Here is a 20,044-nt window from a genome sequence, read left to right on the forward strand (position 1 = left end):
AAAGCTGAATGCCCGGTTCTGATGAATAAACCGAGAAAGCGGTCATAAATGTGTGCCGGGAACAGAACTAAGAAACTAATCGGTCCAGTCTTCTACTCGTAAGCCAGGAACACGATCAAACTCCCTGCGATTATTCGTAACGATAATCAGACCACGTGAGCGAGCGTGGCCAGCAATCAACTGATCGTATGGGCCAATAGGAGTTCCACTGCGGGCCAATTCAGCACGTAATTGGCCGGTGTGGTTTGCTGCCGCTTCATCATACGATAACACCTCGAGGCGAGCTGCGAACCCCTCCACGACTGCAAGGTTCTTTTCAGGATGGACAGACTTTTCCGCGCCGTAAATCAATTCCATCAAACTAACCGAGCTGATGCACAGTTGATCGTGGAAGCGGTTGAACGCCTCACGCACTTGCTGCGGTCGGTTCTTGATCGTGAAAATGCATATATTGGTATCCAGCATGTACCTCAGCATTAAAACGCCTCGCGTTCCTGTGAAGCAGGCTGATCACGCTCATTCATGAAGTCAGATGTCGCCTCTAAGCCATCAAACCAGCTATCCCAGACCTCACCAGCGGGTGCTATAATTCGAGTGCGCCCCACAGCAACGATATCGACACGCTTCACATCAGCAGGCAAAGCTACTGCCTTTGGCAAGCGGATAGCTTGGCTTCGATTGTTCTGGAATACTGCTCCCTGTTCCATCTGCGTCACTCCCGATTGTATTCACGGTGATATGACATAAATAGTTCGTCAATTGGGATATGTCAATGGGATATACACAATGGGGCTTGATCAGACGAACAATCGATTTGGCTATAAGAAACTTAAGGCTACCGGCCATGACAAGCGGCGTTGCGTTAGGCACATAAAGCCAACTCCGTGTTCAGATTGCCAGTCAAGATCGAAAATATTGAAGGCTTCTCGTTTCGCTCAGGCATGGAGTCAAATCTTCGAAAGGCACCCCGGCGACCAAGAATGATTGACGATACAGCCCGCTAAACGGAGCGGACGGTGGGTCATTCACTACCTTGGTCGCTCGAGCACTTTGCTCAATTTGTTTTACCGATGCTGACCGCCCCTAATGCGAACGCGTGAGGAAGGGCATTTGCGCATTTTCCTTCCAAAGCCGCCTAATGAATTCAGGTGTAACGGAGGATGGTGCTCCGCCTAATCCCGCAACTCTGTCCATCAGTGCTTGCTTTGCAAACGGTCGGGCATATATCGGCAAGGTCGATAGGATTGTTCCTAGTGCCTCATATGCTTGCACCGTCCATGTCGCCTCGTGGGCCAATCTGGCCTCGCAGAACGTGAACGGGTCGGCTTGTGGCGGACGCACCTGCCGGATCGTTTTCCGCTTATTGTTGGTGGCAGCAAGATCGGCCTGGTTGATGCCGTCTTGGAACACGACACCATAGACCTCCTCGGCTTCAGCTTTACTAACAAAGCCAAAGGCGAGATCCTCAGCCACCTTTTCTGGTGCTCGCAATAGAGGATCTCCGTAGCCGCCTCCACCGGCAGTGGCGAACTCGATCAAGTCCCCAGGTGAAAGACGTACAAAATCCGAACTCTTGGGATGAACGATCTCGTTGGGGCGTCCAGGGTTTGTCCGCAGTTTCCTGGTAAGGCCTCCACATCGCCCACCGAACGCCCCCCACGGAGCAAAGCGCGTCCGCTCCATACCCCGGACTGCCACCGTTGTATCCGCGGCAGTCACTTCCGCTCGCAAGCCAACTCCGAGCCCGCCCCTGAACTCTCCTGCACCGCCTGAATCTTGAACGTATCCATAAGAATGAACCAATACGTCCATATCTGTCTCAATGACTTCAATGGGCGTGTTCTTCATGAACCCCAGCGAATAGTGCGTGCCGTCGTAACCATCTGCTCCGGGCCGCGCGCCAGTGCCTCCAATCAATGGCTGCAGGATATTTACCTTGCGGCGGCCACTCTCCATATCGGGCATCGAGATCACCGGTAACAGCCCTTGCCCGCTTCCAGCCGCCGGGACCTGACCTGGGAGAGCCTGGATGAGGGCACCGAAAGTTGCGTCCATCACACGAATGCCGCTGACGGCTCGGCCACCAAGTGCCGCTGGCTCCACCGCATGGACAATTGTACCAACCGGTGCGTGAACAGAAATAGGGCGCAATACACCGCCATTAACTGGAATTTCCGGATCAGCTGTCAGCAGAAATTGAAGGATCCCCACAGTGAGCCAGGTGTGAGCCTTCTTTCCCGCAGTAGCGAGGTTGATCGCAGCCATTACCTGCGGATCGGTGCCGCTAAAATCCACATGTATCTCGCTGCCAGCCTTGTTCAGCGCCAGACATATCCTCACCGGGTGCGGAGAATTTATATCGTCGTCGAGATAGTCGACGAAGCTATAAACACCATCGGGGATGGATTCGATTACAGTGCGTGCTTTCACCTCTGCATATGAAATACACTCGTCGATCAGCTCGTTGGTGCGCTCCAGCCCATATTTGGTGAAAAGCGCCACCAACCGATCGCCCGCGACATGAAACGCGGACACCATCGCCTGCAGATCACCCCAAAGCTGGTCCGGCACACGGACATTGGTGACGATGAGGTTATAGAGATCTTCGTTGAGCTTTCCCGCCTGATAGAGTTTGGTCGGCGGAATTCGCAATCCCTCCTGAAACACCTCCGTGAAAGACGCGGCCAGGCTGCCCGGTACAGCACCGCCGACATCGGAGGAGTGCAGGAAACTCCAGCGAAAAGCGACGAGCTGGTCTTCGAAGAAGACCGGGGCGATCATCGTCACGTCCGGCGTATGCGTGACCATGCCGCCCGAAAGATACGGATCATTCGTCAGGAGAATGTCACCGGGTTTCCAGGAAGTAATACGGGCCAGGACGTCATCCATCGGCAACGCGACCGCGGTCGGCACGCCGGAGCGCCCGGGGAAAGCGAAAAAGGTCCCATCCGACTTCGCGAGAGCGACTGAAAAGTCCTCGGCCTCCTTGATAAAAGTTGTATAGGCGGTACGAGCGAGTACACCACACGCCTCTTCCGTGATCGCGGTGACGAGATTGCAGAATACCGAAAGCTCGAACCTGTCTTTTGGGCAGAATTCGCTTCTGCTAAGCATTGGTGGTCTCCTTAGTCAGATGCAGGGTGCCATAGTCATCGACCTCGGCGTGCCAGCCACTGGTGACGACGCAGGTCGTATCTGCCTGGTCGATGAGGAAGGGGCCGGTCGAGCGCCAACCTGGATTCAGCGTTGACCGTTGAAAGACGGGAACGTTCAGAGCGCCGCCGCCAAGAAGTATCTCGCGACAAATGTTTGTGTCGGGAGAGTCGACGGATTTCCGGATTGACAGTGGGGGGTGTGTACGACACCCAACCACCGTGGCTCTGAAGGCGATGATCTCCACTGGAGCGTGGCCATGCTGAGAGCCGTAGCGCTTCGCATATTCGGCACGGAAGTTATCATCAATGTCATCAATCGTGGTAAAGGGGATTGAGATTTCAAATCCCTGACCTGCATAGCGCACATCGGCTGTGCGAATGACCTCGAACGTCCGGATGCGATCCCCGACATCGCTCAGAGCCAAACGGGCTTGGTCCTCCTGAGCAGCAAACCAGGCTTCGACATCGGCTTCCAGAAGCGTGCTGAGCAAACCGTAGACGGTACGGACATAATCCAACCGGAAATCGGCGTGCGCAGCGCCGAATGCGCAGAACACGCCTGGCGCGGCGGGAATGACAATTTTGCGGATCTGTAACTCATCCGCCAGAAGGCATGCTTGAGTTGGTCCGGCGCCTCCAAAGGGCAACAGTGTGAAATCGCGAAGATCAATTCCCTTCTTTGCAGCAAGACGCGTCAACTCTGCAACCTGAACGGAGGTCGTGATCTTGATAATGCCCATAGCAGTTTCCGTGACCGTCATACCGAGCGGACTGGCGATGGTTTCGATGGCTGCCAGCGCACGATCGAGGCTTAGATCAATTTCGCCGCCGATGAAGTTTTCTGGATCTATGAACCCGCTGACGAGATAGGCATCCGTCACCGTCGGGCTCGTGCCGCCACGTCCATAAGCAGCAGGCCCCGGATTGGATCCCGCGCTGTGTGGACCAACCCTGAGGAGCCCAGCGTTGTCCAGAAAAGCAATCGATCCACCGCCGGAGCCTATCGCCGAAACGTCGACATACGGCATGATAACCGGCAATCCTTGGATTTCCTGCCCCCAGGCATATGGAATGTTCTCTTTTTCCAGAACACATATGTCCGCGCTCGTCCCACCCATGTCGAAGGTTATTGCACTGGGGATGGAGCTGCGGCGCATTAGTTCAACTGCGGCGACGACCCCTGCCGAGGGTCCTGACAACAGGGTCGAGATCGGTCGCTCAAGAGCCTGCGATACTGGCACCAACCCGCCGTTCGAAGCGGACACATAGACGGGACATTTGATGCCCAAACGCTTCTTTTCAGTTTCGATCGCGGTAAGGTAGCTCCGGGTCTTGGGCAATATGTAGCTGTTCATGGCCAAAACGGTAGCGCGTTCATATTCCCGCAGTTGCGGCCACAGATCGCTTGAAATTGCAACATCCAGTCCTGGAAACGCTTTCTGGAGGCTTTCCTTGGCGATACGCTCGTGCTGTGGGTTCCGATAGGAATGCAGGAAAAGGAGGGCAATCGTCTGCGCACCCATGTCAACTAGCTCTCGGGTTGCCGCGACGAGCTGCCGAGTGTCTAGCGGCTTGATGACAGCGCCTTGCGCGTTCAGCCTTTCTTCGACGCCACGTACCCAGTTCTTCCGGATCAATGGGGGACGACGTACCTCCTTCAGGCTAAACACATTGGTCATCTTGACCCGGCCAAGTTCGAGCATGTCTTCAAAGCCGGCGGTAACGAGAAACCCGACTGGCGCGCCCTTGCGCTCGATGATCGCGTTCAGCCCTACAGTCGCGCCGACAATCAGCTCCACGCAGTCGGCGGCGGCGGCACCCGCCCGCTCAAGGGCGATCTCGATACCGCGGATAACCCCGGTCTCCGGAGACAAAGGCGTCGAGGGCGTCTTGAACACCAGCGCGCTTCCGTCGTCGCGCAAAAGGCTGACATCGGTGAATGTCCCACCGATGTCGATTCCAATTCGGACTGTCATAAGCATATCCAATACATTAACATTTTCATGATGATTTTACTAATCGATATGGCTAAAGCGGAGCTTCTCGTCGACCGCTCCGGCATACCATAGGTCGTTGCAAGCGGCTGCGAACTCCTGGAGCCCTTCAACGATAGTAGCAAAGACGCTACCCGGCCCCGGCCCCAGTGGACCAAACAGAAAGTTGTTGCGCCCGTAAAAGATACCCAAGTCAGCAAGCCCAGTCTGGGGCGCAACCTCATAAAGCTCGGGCGGTAAATGCTGTTTCAACGCGGTGACATAGTTCACGACCTTAACCGGCGGCAGGTGAAAATAGGCGATGTCGCCGGGGATGGGAAAGATGGTCGCGTTTTCCGGCATCGGTTCACCGGTTCCAAATGGAGCCGCAAGTGTATAGATTTCGTTATTGGATCGCTTGGCGTGGAACACGGGCCCCTCGATCGGCAGTGCCGACCATATGAGATCAGCGAGTTTGGGAGCCGCTGTTTCCTGCATCTGGGCGATTGCGGAAACGCCGCGTCTAGTCAATGACACTTTGAACTGTCTGCTCATCGGATACCTCCTGTGAAGAGTTAGTTGCGGAAATCGAGAAAACATGCGGACCATTGTCCCAGCGTGACCTCGCGCAAAGGCGGGCGCTCCAGCGCGCATCGAGCCGTGGCGTGCGGGCACCGCGGATGGAAATGGCAGCCGCTCGGCGGAGCAAGCGGGGACGGAACCTCACCGGAAATCGCGCCGTAAGTCTGGCGCCGCTGATCCAGGCGCGGCGCGGCGGCGAGGAGGGCTTCCGTGTAGGGATGGTGAGCCCTTGAGAAGATATCCTGCGTGTCCGCAAGCTCGACGATGCGCCCCAGATACATGACCGCCACGCGGTCGCTAATGCGCTCGACCACGGAAAGGTCGTGGCTGATGAACAGAAATGACAACGCGAGCGTTTCACGCAGATCAAGGAACAGGTTCAGGATCTGAGCTTGTACTGAGACATCAAGCGCTGAGAGCGCTTCGTCGCAGACCAGCACGTCGGGTTGCACAGCCAGAGCGCGCGCAATGCCGACGCGCTGGCATTGGCCACCCGAAAGTTCATGCGGAAAGCGAGATTTCATGCTCGAATCGAGACCGACCGCCCTCATCAGATCGTCTGTGTAGGCGGCTGCTCGCGCAGGCGTGGTAAAGCCGTGGCGAAGCGCAGGCTCAGCTAAAATTCGGTCAACGCGCATGCGCGGATTGAGCGCCTCGCGCGGGTTCTGAAACACCATCTGAACCGCCAACCGCTGTTGTCGAGCGTAGTGCCCGCGCAACGTCGACAGCGGCTTGCCCGCATAGCGCACCTCACCACCAGAGGCTGCAATCGCTCCTGCCGCGATGCGGCCCGCTGTGCTTTTCCCGCAGCCGGATTCGCCAACCAGCGCCACGATCTCGCGATGGCCCAATGATAGGGAAACGGCTTCGAGTGCCTGCAAAGTCGACGCCACAGGCTTTCCCGTGATCCGTGCCGCCAGCTTGCGTCCAAGCGAGGCAGGGATTTGGAAATGCTTGGAAATGGAGGCAAGTTCAAGTGGCGTGACGGTCTTCATCCTGTTACTCCGCATTCCGGTTCCAACGGCAGCTTCGTCGTGACATGGTGGCAGCTCACCCTGCGCTCTTCCTCGATAAGCCTCGATTGCGGCGCAGAGCGGCAAAGTTCCGTCGCCTCACTGCACCGTGGCGCGAACCGACAACCGGGCGGCAACTGTTCAAGCTTCGGCGGTAGTCCGGGGATTTGGAAGAAACGTTTCTGCTCGCGATGTGGCCCGGTGGCGGAAGCGATAAGGCCGCGCGTATAGGGATGGGCAGGCCTATCGAGGACCTGATCGACACTCCCCTGCTCCACGATCTTTCCTGCATACATAACTGCAAGACGGTCGGCGAGACCCGCCACGACCGCGAGATCATGCGTGATCCAGATAAGGGCCGTACGCTGCTCGGAGCACATATGGCGCACCTCGTGCAGGATCTGCGCCTGCACGGTTACATCGAGCGCCGTTGTCGGTTCGTCCGCAATAATGAGGCTCGGCCGATTAAGAAGTGCCGTGGCGATCACGATCCGCTGGCGCATACCGCCGGAGAACTGATGCGGATAGGCTGCCATTCTTTCCTCCGGCGAGGGTACCCCCATCCGCCCCAGCGCGTCGCGCGAGCGTTTCCAGGCATCCTTCCTCGACACAGTCTCATGTGCCAATATGGCGTCGATCATTTGGTCGCCGATACGAAGCGTCGGATTGAGAGCAGACATCGGGTTTTGAAGAACCATCGACATTTCCGCGCCATGCATGCGACGCAACTCCTGCGCCGGCAATTCCAGCAGGTTGCGCCCGCGAAAATCGACATTTCCCCCCGCAATTCGCATCGGCGGCTCCAGCAGGCCGAGAACGGCAAGACCAGCCGTTGATTTCCCCGAGCCAGACTCCCCGACCAAACCAAGGATTTCTCCCTCGTCGAGATCGAAGCTCACACGGTCGACGGAAATCAGTCCTTTTCCCGAGAGAACGATATCGACCGAAAGGTCCGTAACCTTGAGCAATTGTTGTTTGCGATACATCACAGCACTCTTCATCAATTGGTGTGACGGGGATTGAGGATGGTACGCAACCGATCGCCCACGAGGTTGACACTAGCCACAAGGATGAACAGCACCGCACCGGGATAGAGGCTGAGCCAATAATCTCCGCTCAACACGAATGAATAGCCATTCGCTATCAATAACCCCAGGGAAGGCTCCGTAACCGGAACACCGGCTCCAAGGAAGGAAAGGGCTGCTTCCAGCGCTATCGCGCTTGCCACCTCGACTGTAACCACCACAAAAAGTGGAGCCGAGCAGTTCGGTAGGACGTGGCGGAACATGATGCGAATGGCGCCAAGTTCGAGGCATCGGGCGGCTTCGATGTAGTCGCGCGCGATCTCCGTCTGCGCAGCGCTTCGCACGGTTCTGGCGTAGTAGGCCCACTGCACCATGACCAACGCGATAACGACCTTATCCAGACCCGGACCGAACACCGCGAGCAAGATCAAAGCGATCAGGATAGAGGGAAAGGATAGCTGGATATCGACAATACGCATAACGATCGCATCAAGGGTTCCGCCAGCATAGGCTGCTATCATGCCCGCCGACGCACCTATCGCCACCGCAATCGCCCCGCTTAGGAACGCAATGCCAATGCTGATGCGCAGTCCGTAGAGGATCGCGCTCAACACGTCCCTGCCTTGGTCATCGGTTCCCAACAGATAAAGCATGGCATCTGATCCGCGCGTCATCGGCGGCAGGCGACCATCGAGGAGGTTCAATTGGGCGAGATCGTAAGGGTTTTGTGGCGAGATGAGCGGCGCCAGCAGTGCTATGATCAGCAGCAACAGGAACATACCCATGGCAACAACGGCAATACTACTGTTGCTATACAGGGTCAGAAATTGGCTCAAACGTTTCACTGGCGCGCCCTCGCGATACGCAGGCGAGGATCGATAAGCGCACACACCAAATCGGTCACCAAATTGATCATCGTGAACAGCACAACAGTGAACAACACATAGGCGATGACCACAGGGCGATCGAGCATGCGAATGGAATCGATGATGAGCTTGCCTGTGCCGGGCCACGCGAAAACGGTTTCGGTGACGACGGCAAAGGCAATCAGAGTGCCAGCGACAATACCCATGACAGTGACCACGGGAATGAGGGCGTTTCGCAAGACGTATGTGATCAGGATCCGCCTTGGCGCCAGCCCCTTGGAGCGCGCGAACAGTACAAATTCCGCGCGCAGATTTTCCTGTACGCCGGAGCGCACCAGGCGGATCATCAGGGCCGCCGGATAAAGAGAGAGATTGAGCGCCGGCAACATCAGATGCTGGATTCCGTTCCATGTCCCCAGGCTTGTTGAAATACCGAAGACAGTGCCTATTTCCCCGCGCCCACTTGGAGGCAGCACATGAAAGTGGACCGAGAACATCAGCACAAGCATGATACCGACCCAGAAGGTTGGCAGGCTGAAACCCATGATCGACGCGGCTGAAATAGACCGGCTGAGCAGACCATTGTTCGACTTTCCAGCAATCAGACCAAGTGGCAAGCCGATTGCGGATCCGAAAACAAAAGCCGTGAACACCAATTCCAGCGTCGCTGGTAGTCGCTCTGCGATCAGGTGCAGAGCCGGCTGGCTATAAACGTAGGAGACACCAAAGTCGCCATGAAAGACCTTCCACAGGAAGGTGAGGTATTGCTCCCATGCCGGTCTATCAAGACCGAGGGACTTGATCGCCAGATCGATCGCCTCTTGTGAAGATCTCGGATCAATCAGCGCATATACAGGGTTTCCGATCATGTATACGCCAAAGAAAACGAGGATCGACACCACGAAGAGAACGGCGATCGACTGTGCAATGCGACTTATGACGAAGTCCATTGGTCGCTCCTGAAGAGAATGGTTCGGTCGGTTTGTGGTGGTTCAGTCCGATCAGGGTGATGTGGACACAGCGGTCGCAAGCGTGCTTTCGTCGGCGTGGATACGGTAGTCGAGTCCCTTGCGTGTCGCCACGACGACTGCCTGGTAGTGAAGCGGGATCGTCGCAATGTCGTCCATCGCCACCGCCATAGCCTTTTGTTCCAGTGCATGGCGTTTGGATACATCGAGGACCTTCAAAGCCTCTTCAACCATCGCGTCGAGCTTCGAGTTGGAGTAGTGACCTGAGTTGACCGCACCCAGCTGCTTTCCCGGTTCATAGCTGTGCATGATCTGCCACAGCGCCTCGGCCTCACCGCCGGAAGAACTACCCCACCCGAACATGAAGAAACTGAAGCGCTCACCTTTGTGGTCGAGAATTTTTGGGAAATAGACATTGCGCGGCAAGGTCTCGACTTTGACCTTGAGGTTTATCTGCGCCAATTGCTGGCCAACCGCTTGACAGACCCTGGCGTCATTGACATAGTGGTCGTTCGGGCAATGGATCGTTAATCCGAAGCCATCCGGATATCCTGCCTCGGCCAGCAACTTCCTTGCAAGTTCGCGATTATAGGTCGGCACCTGAATATCGGGATTGTATCCGCCGAAGCCGGGAGGAACCATTTGGCTTGCCGGCACTGCAAGCCCATCCATAACGCGATCGACGATAGCCTGCCTATTGATGGCATGGGTAATAGCTTGGCGGACTCTGATATCTTTGAATGGATTATGCTCCAGCGGAACCCCGTTCTTGTCGGTGACGAACGGTGATTGATCGCGCTCGGTGTCCATTGCCATGTAAATGACACGGTCCGAGGTACCGCTGTGGACGGAAATATTAGGATCCTCGCGCAGCCGCTTCACATCTGCGGTGGCCACGGCGTCCGCCACATCAACGCTACCGGCCAGCAATGCCGCCGTGCGGCTGGCATTGTCAGTGATGAACTTGAAAGTGACCTTATCCCATTCGGGTTTCGGGCCGAAATAGCCGTCAAAGCGCTCCACCACAAGATGATCACCAGGCACGTAAGCCGAAAATTTGTAGGGTCCGGCACCCATGGCCGCGGAGAGATTGCTGAAATCTGACGTGGAAGCGGAGGCGGCAATTCTTTTCGGAATGATTGGTATCTGCGCCGCCTGATATGGGAGCGGCGGCAAGGGGCCATGCGTCGTGATACGTACCAAGAATGGGTTGGGAGCTGTGACCGCCTTGATTCCGGCAATCGCACCCGCATAGGGCGCAGCGGCTCCGGGTAGATTTGCGGCACGATTGAATGACGCGACCACATCCTCAGCTGTCACCGGTGTATCGTCATGGAATTTCGCGTCTTCACGCAATTGAAATTCCCAGGTGGTGTCATCAACCGCCTTCCAAGATTTCGCAAGCATGGGCTGCATCTGTGCTTTTTCGTCCGGCTGCAGCAGATAGCCATATGTCTGCACATAATACGCAGCATTGCTGTTGCTCCACATGAAATGCGGATCCATTACCACTTCCGACCTCATGCCGATCTGAAGTTCGGCAGCAGAGGCAGAGCTCGCCATGGTTAAAACCAATGCAAGGACAGCCGATTTCGTTCGTAGTCCAGCCACGTTCGTTCCCCTTTTTTGTTGCTTGGAATTGAAGACCTAGAGCCTGCGCTCGCGGTCGGATATTTTGGGTATCACTTCTGTTGATGGCCGCATCTCTGCCTCCAGAAAGGAAAAGAGGACTTCCTTCTGCCTCTCAAAGAATTGGTCGTCTGGAGCAATTGCGTTGTAGAAGACGTAACCGCGCAGTGTAGACAGCGTGAAATGCATGAGGTCCACGCGCTTGGTCTTGTCTGGTATACTGTCCATAAAGATCGCGCTCCAAAGCCTTTCCAAAGTGGCCTGTGACTGGATCCTGTGTTGCATGACCAAAGTGTGGAGATTTGCGTCCGCGCGCGTTCCCATCACAATTTCCCAAATCGCCATGTAGCGGCGGCCGGCATAGATGCTACCCAATAATTCGATGAACGACTTCCAAGTATGCTCGACCTTCCGATCGTGCGCGAATGCCTCAAGCTGAATCCGGACTTCTTCAAACTGATACTCTACGACAGCGAGGACAAGCTCTTCCTTGGAAGCGAAATGATGCTGCAAGGCGCCAGAGGTTAATCCTGCCCTGCGCGTAATTTCCCCTGTTGTTGTGCGTGCATAGCCCAGCTCCATCAGCGCGGACATCATGCCCTCCAGCAAGGCTTTCCGGGTTTCCTCCCGCCGCTCCCGCTGAGTCCTCCGCGGCGAGCGCTTTGGCGACACTTGCATATTCGTCCCTTTCAATTTACATAAAACATATTATGCATGATGTAACTTACTTTGCAATCCCTTTCGCCAACCAATTCTGCAGCGCCGCACTTACAGCGGCGGGACGTTCCAGCGTGGTCAGGTGGCCACAATCGGAGAGCACAATAAAACTTGCATGGGGGATTTCCGCTGCCATTTCTTCTGCCGCGGCGACGGGCGTCAACAGGTCGTCCCGACCGACCAAGATCATCGTCGGGCAATGGATATGTCTTAGATCGGGCCGCGAATCCGGGCGAGACATGATGACTTGGAGTTGTCGCGAAAATGCTGCAGCGCCTGTCTCAGAAAACATACGTCGTACCGTTGCCGCAAGTTCCGGATCATTCCAGCTCGTACCGCCAACAAGGTACGGTATCATGAGGTCGCAGACCCTATCCATACCCTCTTCTATGGCAAGTTCAAGCAGCCTGCGCCGCCGGACGGTCTGTTCCTGCAATTCCGGTCCGGCCGCTGTGTCAAGTAGCGCAAGGCGGGTTACGCGATCGGGGGCCTGGCGCATGATCTCCAACGCGACATATCCCCCAAGCGAGAACCCGCAGAGCGCGAATCGCCGAGGGGCATCATCCAGGATCGACCGAGCCAATGAGGGTAGATCATCGCAAGCACTATGGTTGGCGACGGAAAACTTCGCTAGCCCTTCGAGCGCAGACGACTGCGGCGCGAAGAGCTCCCATGTGCAAGCCAATCCTGGCACCATAACGACATGCTCAATCATATGCGCAATCACCTCTAAAAATCCAACGGGCGAACGCAAAATAGAACTGAAATCGTGTGGCGTGTGCTCGTTTTGACCGCGTTTGGCGAGAATTTTTTGCGTAAGCCGATTTGTGTACTGCAACGACAACGCCCATCGGCAAGCTTCGGGAGGAACAGGCAAATGAAAAGCAGACGAACCGATCTAGACAGCTTTGATACAAAGATCCTCGACCATCTCCAGCTGGACGCGCGTCGACCCTTGCGGCAGCTCTCCGAGCTGGTGCATCTGTCAACCGCCGCGGTTCAACGACGAATCCGGCGTCTGGAGAATATCGGGATCATCGACACGGTGGTCGCGGTGCTGAACCCCGCAAAGCTCGGCCGATACACCACAATCATTGTTGAGGTGACACTTGAGAGTGAACGCATCGATCTACTTGAAATGACACGCAAATCATTCCTGGCTTGCCCCCAAATCCAGCAATGTTACTACGTGACAGGTGAAACAGACTTCTTCTTAATTCTAACAGTGGAATCCATGGAGCAATATGACGAGATATGTCAGGTACTGTTCCACGATGACCGTAATGTCAGACGGTTCAGGACAGTTGTGTCGATGAAGCGAGTGAAGTCGGGAGTTCGCATTCCCGTCGCGGATCTATCGGACAGGCCGAGTGGAAGCCCCGTGGGCGGGTCATTGACGGGTTAGCGGGCCTTCCAGCTGAAACTGTCGTCGGCGGGTTCCGTTTTCTGCATGGAGGGGCGAGCGGCAAAACCCTGGTGCCATGTAGCCAGCTTCGGTGCGGTGGGGACCAGATCATCAATGAACCCGCGAAAGCGAAGCCAAGAGATAGCGATAGCAATAGTGATTGTCGCAATATTAACTTGGTTTTCCAATTCGTCGGCGACACTTTCCAGATAACTTAGTCCCTGGGAAATTTTCATCTCTCGTCCGTCGCTCCATATGTCGGATGTCGCCGTCCCGAACCTGTGCAAGTCTTCTCGGCAGGCGATGCCGGCTTCCAACATCCCGTCCGCCAAGGCATGCAGTCGGCCGACCCGCCAGCGCATGGACTGGCTTTGCGGAAATAGCGTCGCGCCACAGTCATGGTCCAGAAACTCACAAATGAGTTGCGATCCGAAAAGTACCTCGCCGCCGTCAGCCAACAGCGTCGGCAATTTCATCAAAGGATTGAAGGTGGCAAGCTCGGGGTTTGGCAGATGCGGAGAAACGAGCACCCGCCGCAACTCGATCTTGTCGGCAATCCCAAGCTCGTGAGCGACCACCATCACCTTTCGCACAAAAGGCGAGGTTGGCGAATAAAACAATCTCATCGAGAGGTCGTCCGATCATCCAGCGTAACCGCGTTCCACTCTCGGCGCAACAAGCTCATGATGTGAACATTCCAGGCTTCAGGCCCGACCCGGACGGCGTCGCGACAGGTTCCCTCCCGGACGAAGCCTAGCCGCTCGTAGACGGCGACTGCCGCAGCGTTGAAATCAAAGACGCGCAGTTCAACGCGATGAATGTCGTCCCGGCCGAACGCGATCTCCAACGCTGCCTGAACCAATGGAGCCGCATATCCTTTTCCCCGGGCGTTGGGCGCGATGGCGACGCGACCCAGGGTCGCCTGACCACAGATCGGATCGAAAAGCAGCTCGAAATGCCCGACGACCTGATGTCCGCTCTTGCGGACCGTCCATGCTCTCCATGTCCCCTCCTGATCTGGAGTGTCAAGCAGGGACTGAAATTGCGAATGGTCGAGTGGCGCACGCAAGCGCGGACCAGCCCATTGGACGACGCTCGCCATATCCGGGAACCAGGTCATGAGTTCGGCAACATCATCGGAAGCAAAAGGATCTACAATCAGGTGCATCAGCGTCTCTACCTTCGCAATGAGGTGTTGGCGTCAGTGGTATGATATCCACCGGGGGATTGGGGTACCGATCGATACGAAATCACGTCAACGGCAGGCGCCGTCGCGCGACAGCCGCATAATAGCGGGCGCCGGGAAGCAGGCCGTCATCGTTAAAGTCGTATTTCGGATTGTGCAGAGGTTCGGATTCGACGCCGTTCCCCAGGAAAACAAAACATCCGGGCACATGGTCGATGAAACGGGCAAAATCTTCAGAGGCGGCCATCGGTTGGGCAGCCATGCGAATATTGCCTGCATCGAACACCGTGCCCGCGGCGGCAAAGGCTTCTTCGGCCAATGCCGGTTCATTGAACAGCGGAGCGAATTCACGGCTATAGGCAACTTTCGCTGTTAGATTGTGGCTCAAAGCTATGCCGTCGGCAATGATACGCATTTGCTTTTCGATCTCCGCACTAACCTCGGGACGAAAGCTGCGCGCGTCACCGAGAATACGAGCCAGTCCAGGCAAGGCATTACGGGTGCCGTCTGAAATCAGTTCTGTCACCGAGACGACCGCGATGTCGGCAGCATTCAGCCGGCGAGAGATGATCGTTTGCAAAGAGATAACCAGTGAGCAAGCAGCAACCAGAACCTCGCTGCCACAGTGCGGACGAGCAGCATGGCCGCCGACGCCCCTCAGCACGATCTCGAAATTGTCTTCCGCTGCCATGATGGGACCAGCGCGTGTCTCGAAATGTCCAACCGGTAGACCTGGCATGTTGTGAAGGCCGTAGATTTCCTCGAACGGAAACCGTTGCATCAACCCATCATTCAACATTGCGAGTGCACCTTTTCCCCATTCTTCAGCAGGCTGAAAGATAAAGCGCACGGTGCCGTCAAACCCACCTTCTTCCGCGAGCATCTTCGCGGCACCAAGCAGCATGGCGGTGTGACCATCATGGCCGCAAGCATGCATGACGCCCGGATTTTGTGAGGAATAATCAGCCTGTCCCTGCTCCGTAATGCGTAGCGCATCCATGTCGGCGCGCAAGGCTATGGCGCGATTGCTGCTGCCTCGCTTCAGCGTACCTACAACCCCTGTTCCGCCGACACCCTGCGCAATATCATCAACGCCCAGTGCCTGCAGCTTCGCGGCAACAAAGGCCGCGGTGCGCGTTTCCTCAAATCCTGCCTCCGGATAGGCGTGTAACGCTCGTCGCCATGCCGTCATCTCGCGTTCCAAAGTCTTCATGTCATTCAATTCATGCCCTCCTCGAACCCCTGTCCTCGATACTCCCGAGAGGCAATCAGCCCATGCCACCGGGCCGATCCTTACGCTCCAGCAACCACCTCTGCCGGGCTCATTCCCACGAGTTGCAAGTAACGGCCGGGATCGGTTGCGCCCTCTGTATTGATGACGAGAACGCGGGATGTAGCATCAAGACCAAGTGCCGATTTGTCGGCAGGGGTCGCCACGGCCCGCATAAGGCCGGCCAGCCCTGCACCTCCGCTCTCGCCTGCGACAATCGCCACATCATTTCCGGTAGGACGTGCAAGGCGGTTCATCGCAGCGATAGCATCCTCCTCGTCGATGGTCATGAATGCATCCGCCACACGAACCAGCATCCTCCAGCCCACGCGCGACGGCTCGTAGCATTCGAGCATCGCCATGACGGTCGGCTCACCAGGCTCAACCCTGACCGGATGGCCAGCACGAGCCGACTCGTAGAGGCAGGCCGCTCGCGCTGGATCGACGACGACAAATACCGGGCGCTGCTCACCCAATGCGACAGACAGATGAGCGGCAACAGCCGCCGCGACACCGCCAACGCCGGACTGCACGAAGACATGGGTAGGCAGGTGTGGAACTTGACGCAATATCTCTCGCACCATAACCGTGTAGCCCTGCATGACGAGGGCGGGAATATACTCATAACCTTGCCACGATGTGTCAGAGACGACGATCCAACCGTTATTTGCAGCAATGCGTGCCGTCTCGGCGACAGAGTCGTCATAAGTGCCAGCGACCCGGATCACTTGGGCGCCGAAAAGCGCAATCGCCTCCATGCGTTCGGCGCTGACGCCAGAATGGACGAATATCCTTGCTCTGGCACCAACCAATTGCGCACCCTGTGCCACTGAGCGGCCGTGATTTCCGTCAGTCGCGCAGGCCACCGTCATTGTCGCGGCAACAGCTTTGACAGCGGACGTCTGTAGTTCGGCAATATCGACACGCCGACCAAATCGTCTACCCGCCTCATCAAGCACTAGGCGGATGACCGCATAGGCGCCTCCAAGCGCCTTGAAGCTGCCGAGCCCCAAGCGATGCCCTTCATCCTTGACATAGATCGCGCTGACACCGAGATCGCTCGCTAAAACTGGCAAACAATGCAGTGGTGTTTCGGCGTGATTTTCGCGGTAGGACAAAAAGCGCTCGACTTCCTGCGCCGCCTCTTCGCCGAACATTTCAGCGTCCGAAGACTGGAGCGGACAACCAAAATCAGGGTGTTTGTTTAGAATGGTCACGTTGCCTCCTAGCGTTTCCAACAACGCTAAATCGCGATAGGCGAGAAATTTGCTTCTTATTGCTACGAAGTATGCATGATTTTTTCGCGGAAAAGCCGGGGATGTGGCAGCATCGCATTCTGCTCCAAAGTCCGGAAAATGGCGCGAGACATCGAACCAGAAACACAGCCAAAATCTTGTTCGCCAGTCAGGAGTGAATTCTGCAGAGCTTCATCGACCGCAATGGGGCCGTTTCCGGACGGTCGGGTTTCGGTCAGGGTCAGCGCTAAGCTGCCACTCGGGATTCAACCTCTTCCAGACCTGATCTCTTGCAGAACCTGGGTTTTGAAGTCCACCAGTTTTCGAAAGAGCCATGATCATGTCACACCCGTTAGCTAGTCGTTTGTGATGGACCTTCCGACAACGGCCGTTCGTCGGTGAATCCAGCGAACGCACGGGCGCGACAACGCATTCGAGAAATCCGTGAGGTCACTGCTTTACGCTAGAGGCCTTCGTTACGGGATCCACTACCCCGTTCCTGGAATGAAGCGCCACAACGTGCGACCTCGAATGCCGGGGATGAGGATTGCGGTATTCCTGGACGACTCCTTCTGGCATAGATGTGAGGTGCCCCCGTCAATGGAGAAGATTGCATGCAACCAGGCGCGAGACATACGTGTCCGCGAGCACCTCGAAAGCATTGGGTGGACTGCACTTCGCTTCTGGGAACAGGAAGCGGCCGAGGCTACTGTTGAAAGAGTAGTCTCGGCTGCCGACACCTCAACCCTTGAAGGTTTCACCTCGATGAAGGGCGGGCGCGTCCCGCCCATAAGTAGGTCGCCATATCTTCTCTCGCCCCGGCCGATCCCCGGCTCCGTTGCCGTCTACCATGTGCCGCGTCCAACGGTACGAAAGACGGCGCTCTGGGTATCGCCGTCCGGATAGCAGCATCCGGCAGTGATCCTCACCTTGTATCCGCCCGTGCGCCCGACGATCCGTCCCGCCTCGAATGAAGGGGAAGGAAACCATTCGTTATTGATCTCATCGACCACCTTCAGGATAGCGGGTCGAAGCCGGGCATTTGATATCGCTGATAGTCATGGGCGCTCCTGCTGCTGACCTGCTGCTTGCATGTGAGTTCGTTCGCAACGTTGCTGCAAATCTGCCAGAATTGCAGCAACGCCTGCTTTTTTCTTGACCAGAACATAAGAGAGAAAACTCAGCGGTTGGCGGCCCGCTGCAGGACGTTCAGTGGTCGCCGCTCAAGCTCGAAGCTATCGACCGCAATGAAGCGGTGATCTAGCGCCAGCATTTCGAACAGCCGTGTCTGATCCCAGAGTGGATGAACGACAACTCCCCAACGCGTATTACGGTCATTGAGTGAGAAGATGGGAATGTCCTTCCTGCCGTCGACTGTCGCCACCCTGTTCCCGGGAATGAAGGTCGTGGTGTCATTCGCGAGGCGGTGGGCATTCGAAGACCAGTCCTGGAGCTCGAACGCCTCGTACTTGTCGTCGAAGCCGCATTCGTAGGCAGGCTCGAGGAAGGCGCGGAGGTGGGCAAGGCCGAGCCTCCAGTCGAGAAGACCGTGAAAGTTCCTGTTGTTGTACCTCTGGAGGCACTTGTAGCAGGACGTTCCACAGCGCTCCCGATGCTCCTCAGCGGACACCGCTCTTTGCGGCCAGGCCTTGGAGTCATTCAGAATGCTTCTGATGAGCTTCGGTACAGGAATTCGGCTGTCGGAAAGCAGGTGCCTGCAGAAGCCCGACCCGTTCGGCAGTGCGTCGGCGATCTGCAGATACGGCAGCGCTGTGCCGTCGGGCGAGCGGATGATGTTCGGTGCCAGGGTGTCGAACTCCTCGGGAGCTATGTCAAGCTCGAGGGCCGCCCTCTGGACGATGATCTCCGTGGCCGAGATGGCGGCAGCGCGGACGCTTGTGCGAGATGCCTCACGCCTCTTCATCGAGACGTCCATCTCCAGAATCCTGAGGTTCGGATTCAGCTTCACGGGGCCGATCTGCAGGGAATTGGTGAACTTCGGGGATGCCAGCCACGCCTTCGTGACTTCGTCATCTTCGCCCCGCCAGCGCATTGTATCCTCTGTGATCACATCCGGATCGATCGCCTGCCCCTTGAGTTTCAGCTTGGGAGCGTTCTTAAACCATCCGATCGTCTTGGCGGCGCCGTCATCGACCTCCTGCACTGTGAAGCCCGTGAAGTCGTCCTCCTCGCGGGAACCTGGATTTACGAGATAGATCTCCGAGTTCTCGGCGAAGTTGACCCGGATGTTGTCATCCACGACGTGGGCATCCGGCTTGCCAAGGCTTGCCAGCGTTATGATCTGGCCGACCTTCGAGGCGATGGCCTCACCCGACGGTCTGAAGTCTGTACGGTAGGCGGCAGGGGTGATGCAGCGTATGGGGTCATCGGTCGGCAGCGCGCCGCACTCTTCGCAGGACATGGTGTGCTCGGTGTCTTTCGTCCAAGAACCGCAGGTGCTGCAGAACCTCAGGTAGAAGTCGTCCTTTTGCCAGGGAGTGAACGGTTCCATCGGAGAGTTGAGATCATCCTTGTGCTGGTCGGGAACCTTCAGCAGGCCTGTGAAGCCGACACATCTGTGTCTAAGCTTTTCGCGGGTGCGGACGTTGCCCGGCGCAAAGTCGAAGATGGCCACGTCCTGATCGCGGTCGATCGTGTCCCAGTCAGCCTCCCACTCGTCGCGAGATTTCTTGACTAGGTCGACGTAGAGATTTCGCGAGCGGGTCGGCATCCCGTAGAGGGGCACGAGGCCGCCTTCGGCGAGGGCGGACGCTATTCCGACTGTCTGGTTCCGGAAATCCTTTCTGAGATTCTCGATCTGCCCAAGGAGGCTTTCGGCGGTCACCCTGGCCTCGATCTCAGATTGCTTGCAGCCGGAGACCTCCGAGAGGATGGTCGCCATGACCTTCCGCCGCGCTTCGGTTCTATTGAGGGCGGCCTCCAGCTTGTCCCTCCAGTGTTGGTTTCCACGCAGAACTGAGCCAGTTAGGCAGATAATTTCCATTGAGAACTGAGCCATG

At 56.7% G+C, this 20,044-nt stretch carries 19 protein-coding genes and 1 pseudogene; 3 read left to right on the plus strand and 17 right to left on the minus strand.

Annotated elements, in window-relative coordinates:
• Positions 1-75 precede the first annotated feature (75 nt).
• From vapC to CQZ93_RS14755, 12 genes are all read right to left on the minus strand, one after another.
• Entirely contained in the window at positions 76-477 is a 402-nt protein-coding gene (gene vapC / locus CQZ93_RS14700; protein ID WP_105543420.1) for a type II toxin-antitoxin system tRNA(fMet)-specific endonuclease VapC, read from the minus strand.
• Positions 477-707, minus strand: coding sequence for a type II toxin-antitoxin system VapB family antitoxin (vapB, locus tag CQZ93_RS14705; RefSeq protein ID WP_105543421.1), 231 nt, complete (start codon positions 705-707; stop codon positions 477-479). Before vapB ends, vapC begins: the two co-directional genes overlap by 1 nt.
• 376 nt (positions 708-1,083) lie before the next feature.
• Positions 1,084-3,114, minus strand: a complete 2,031-nt coding sequence (locus tag CQZ93_RS14710; protein ID WP_105543422.1) for a hydantoinase B/oxoprolinase family protein — start codon at positions 3,112-3,114, stop codon at positions 1,084-1,086.
• Complete coding sequence (locus tag CQZ93_RS14715) at positions 3,107-5,131, minus strand: hydantoinase/oxoprolinase family protein (protein WP_181153394.1); 2,025 nt, start codon at positions 5,129-5,131, stop codon at positions 3,107-3,109. The genes CQZ93_RS14710 and CQZ93_RS14715 overlap by 8 nt, the downstream gene beginning before the upstream one ends.
• A gap of 39 nt (positions 5,132-5,170) precedes the next feature.
• Positions 5,171-5,683, minus strand: coding sequence for a DUF3830 family protein (locus tag CQZ93_RS14720; RefSeq protein ID WP_105543424.1), 513 nt, complete (start codon positions 5,681-5,683; stop codon positions 5,171-5,173).
• A gap of 20 nt (positions 5,684-5,703) precedes the next feature.
• On the minus strand, positions 5,704-6,705 hold the full coding sequence (locus CQZ93_RS14725) for an ABC transporter ATP-binding protein (RefSeq protein WP_105543425.1): 1,002 nt from the start codon (positions 6,703-6,705) through the stop codon (positions 5,704-5,706).
• Positions 6,702-7,709: an ABC transporter ATP-binding protein gene (locus CQZ93_RS14730; protein ID WP_105543426.1), complete on the minus strand. Its 1,008-nt coding sequence runs from the start codon at positions 7,707-7,709 to the stop codon at positions 6,702-6,704. Before CQZ93_RS14730 ends, CQZ93_RS14725 begins: the two co-directional genes overlap by 4 nt.
• Before the next feature lie 14 nt (positions 7,710-7,723).
• Positions 7,724-8,593: an ABC transporter permease gene (locus CQZ93_RS14735; protein ID WP_286153612.1), complete on the minus strand. Its 870-nt coding sequence runs from the start codon at positions 8,591-8,593 to the stop codon at positions 7,724-7,726.
• The gene (locus CQZ93_RS14740; RefSeq protein WP_105543427.1) at positions 8,590-9,564 is read right to left on the minus strand and encodes an ABC transporter permease; all 975 of its coding nucleotides are present in this window, start codon (positions 9,562-9,564) and stop codon (positions 8,590-8,592) included. The genes CQZ93_RS14735 and CQZ93_RS14740 overlap by 4 nt, the downstream gene beginning before the upstream one ends.
• 51 nt (positions 9,565-9,615) lie before the next feature.
• Positions 9,616-11,088 (minus strand): ABC transporter substrate-binding protein, encoded by a 1,473-nt coding sequence (locus tag CQZ93_RS14745; RefSeq protein ID WP_181153395.1) that lies wholly within the window; start codon positions 11,086-11,088, stop codon positions 9,616-9,618.
• Positions 11,089-11,229: 141 nt separating this feature from the next.
• The gene (locus tag CQZ93_RS14750; protein WP_181153396.1) at positions 11,230-11,820 is read right to left on the minus strand and encodes a TetR/AcrR family transcriptional regulator; all 591 of its coding nucleotides are present in this window, start codon (positions 11,818-11,820) and stop codon (positions 11,230-11,232) included.
• A 115-nt stretch (positions 11,821-11,935) separates the two neighbouring features.
• On the minus strand, positions 11,936-12,772 hold the full coding sequence (locus tag CQZ93_RS14755; RefSeq protein ID WP_181153397.1) for an alpha/beta fold hydrolase: 837 nt from the start codon (positions 12,770-12,772) through the stop codon (positions 11,936-11,938).
• Positions 12,773-12,805: 33 nt separating this feature from the next.
• Here CQZ93_RS14755 and CQZ93_RS14760 point away from each other — a divergent pair, with 33 nt between their 5' ends.
• Positions 12,806-13,333: an Lrp/AsnC family transcriptional regulator gene (locus CQZ93_RS14760; RefSeq protein WP_105543431.1), complete on the plus strand. Its 528-nt coding sequence runs from the start codon at positions 12,806-12,808 to the stop codon at positions 13,331-13,333.
• On the opposite strand, the gene CQZ93_RS14765 is transcribed toward CQZ93_RS14760, so the two are convergent.
• The 4 genes from CQZ93_RS14765 to CQZ93_RS14780 all read right to left on the minus strand — a co-directional run bounded on the left by CQZ93_RS14765 (position 13,330) and on the right by CQZ93_RS14780 (position 17,006).
• Entirely contained in the window at positions 13,330-13,959 is a 630-nt protein-coding gene (locus CQZ93_RS14765; RefSeq protein WP_105543432.1) for a glutathione S-transferase, read from the minus strand. The genes CQZ93_RS14760 and CQZ93_RS14765 overlap by 4 nt on opposite strands.
• Positions 13,956-14,501, minus strand: coding sequence for a GNAT family N-acetyltransferase (locus CQZ93_RS14770; RefSeq protein ID WP_105543433.1), 546 nt, complete (start codon positions 14,499-14,501; stop codon positions 13,956-13,958). The genes CQZ93_RS14765 and CQZ93_RS14770 overlap by 4 nt, the downstream gene beginning before the upstream one ends.
• An 82-nt stretch (positions 14,502-14,583) precedes the next feature.
• Positions 14,584-15,732, minus strand: a complete 1,149-nt coding sequence (locus CQZ93_RS14775) for an amidohydrolase (RefSeq protein ID WP_105543434.1) — start codon at positions 15,730-15,732, stop codon at positions 14,584-14,586.
• An 80-nt stretch (positions 15,733-15,812) separates the two neighbouring features.
• A complete protein-coding gene (locus CQZ93_RS14780; RefSeq protein ID WP_105543435.1) occupies positions 15,813-17,006 on the minus strand; it encodes a diaminopropionate ammonia-lyase in 1,194 nt (397 codons plus the stop codon).
• 420 nt (positions 17,007-17,426) lie between these two features.
• Here CQZ93_RS14780 and CQZ93_RS27260 point away from each other — a divergent pair.
• A pseudogene (locus CQZ93_RS27260) lies at positions 17,427-17,594 on the plus strand (PDDEXK family nuclease); the annotation flags it as partial.
• Between the two features lie 30 nt (positions 17,595-17,624).
• Positions 17,625-17,930, plus strand: a complete 306-nt coding sequence (locus tag CQZ93_RS14785; RefSeq protein ID WP_286153619.1) for a PDDEXK family nuclease — start codon at positions 17,625-17,627, stop codon at positions 17,928-17,930.
• 274 nt (positions 17,931-18,204) lie between these two features.
• On the opposite strand, the gene CQZ93_RS14790 is transcribed toward CQZ93_RS14785, so the two are convergent.
• A complete protein-coding gene (locus tag CQZ93_RS14790) occupies positions 18,205-19,926 on the minus strand; it encodes a hypothetical protein (protein WP_181153399.1) in 1,722 nt (573 codons plus the stop codon).
• Between the last annotated feature and the right edge of the window lie 118 nt (positions 19,927-20,044).

The sequence above is a fragment of the Ochrobactrum vermis genome (assembly GCF_002975205.1).
Classification (GTDB): domain Bacteria; phylum Pseudomonadota; class Alphaproteobacteria; order Rhizobiales; family Rhizobiaceae; genus Brucella; species Brucella vermis.

Excerpts from the sequence above, each read along its gene's own strand:
- vapC (WP_105543420.1), bottom strand. The coding sequence starts at position 477 with ATGCTGAGGTACATGCTGGATACCAATATATGCATTTTCACGATCAAG.
- vapB (WP_105543421.1), bottom strand. The coding sequence starts at position 707 with ATGGAACAGGGAGCAGTATTCCAGAACAATCGAAGCCAAGCTATCCGC.
- CQZ93_RS14710 (WP_105543422.1), bottom strand. The coding sequence starts at position 3,114 with ATGCTTAGCAGAAGCGAATTCTGCCCAAAAGACAGGTTCGAGCTTTCG.
- CQZ93_RS14715 (WP_181153394.1), bottom strand. The coding sequence starts at position 5,131 with ATGACAGTCCGAATTGGAATCGACATCGGTGGGACATTCACCGATGTC.
- CQZ93_RS14720 (WP_105543424.1), bottom strand. The coding sequence starts at position 5,683 with ATGAGCAGACAGTTCAAAGTGTCATTGACTAGACGCGGCGTTTCCGCA.
- CQZ93_RS14725 (WP_105543425.1), bottom strand. The coding sequence starts at position 6,705 with ATGAAGACCGTCACGCCACTTGAACTTGCCTCCATTTCCAAGCATTTC.
- CQZ93_RS14730 (WP_105543426.1), bottom strand. The coding sequence starts at position 7,709 with ATGTATCGCAAACAACAATTGCTCAAGGTTACGGACCTTTCGGTCGAT.
- CQZ93_RS14740 (WP_105543427.1), bottom strand. The coding sequence starts at position 9,564 with ATGGACTTCGTCATAAGTCGCATTGCACAGTCGATCGCCGTTCTCTTC.
- CQZ93_RS14745 (WP_181153395.1), bottom strand. The coding sequence starts at position 11,088 with ATGGATCCGCATTTCATGTGGAGCAACAGCAATGCTGCGTATTATGTG.
- CQZ93_RS14760 (WP_105543431.1), top strand. The coding sequence starts at position 12,806 with ATGAAAAGCAGACGAACCGATCTAGACAGCTTTGATACAAAGATCCTC.
- CQZ93_RS14765 (WP_105543432.1), bottom strand. The coding sequence starts at position 13,959 with ATGAGATTGTTTTATTCGCCAACCTCGCCTTTTGTGCGAAAGGTGATG.
- CQZ93_RS14770 (WP_105543433.1), bottom strand. The coding sequence starts at position 14,501 with ATGCACCTGATTGTAGATCCTTTTGCTTCCGATGATGTTGCCGAACTC.
- CQZ93_RS14775 (WP_105543434.1), bottom strand. The coding sequence starts at position 15,732 with ATGAAGACTTTGGAACGCGAGATGACGGCATGGCGACGAGCGTTACAC.
- CQZ93_RS14785 (WP_286153619.1), top strand. The coding sequence starts at position 17,625 with ATGGAGAAGATTGCATGCAACCAGGCGCGAGACATACGTGTCCGCGAG.
- CQZ93_RS14790 (WP_181153399.1), bottom strand. The coding sequence starts at position 19,926 with ATGGCGACCATCCTCTCGGAGGTCTCCGGCTGCAAGCAATCTGAGATC.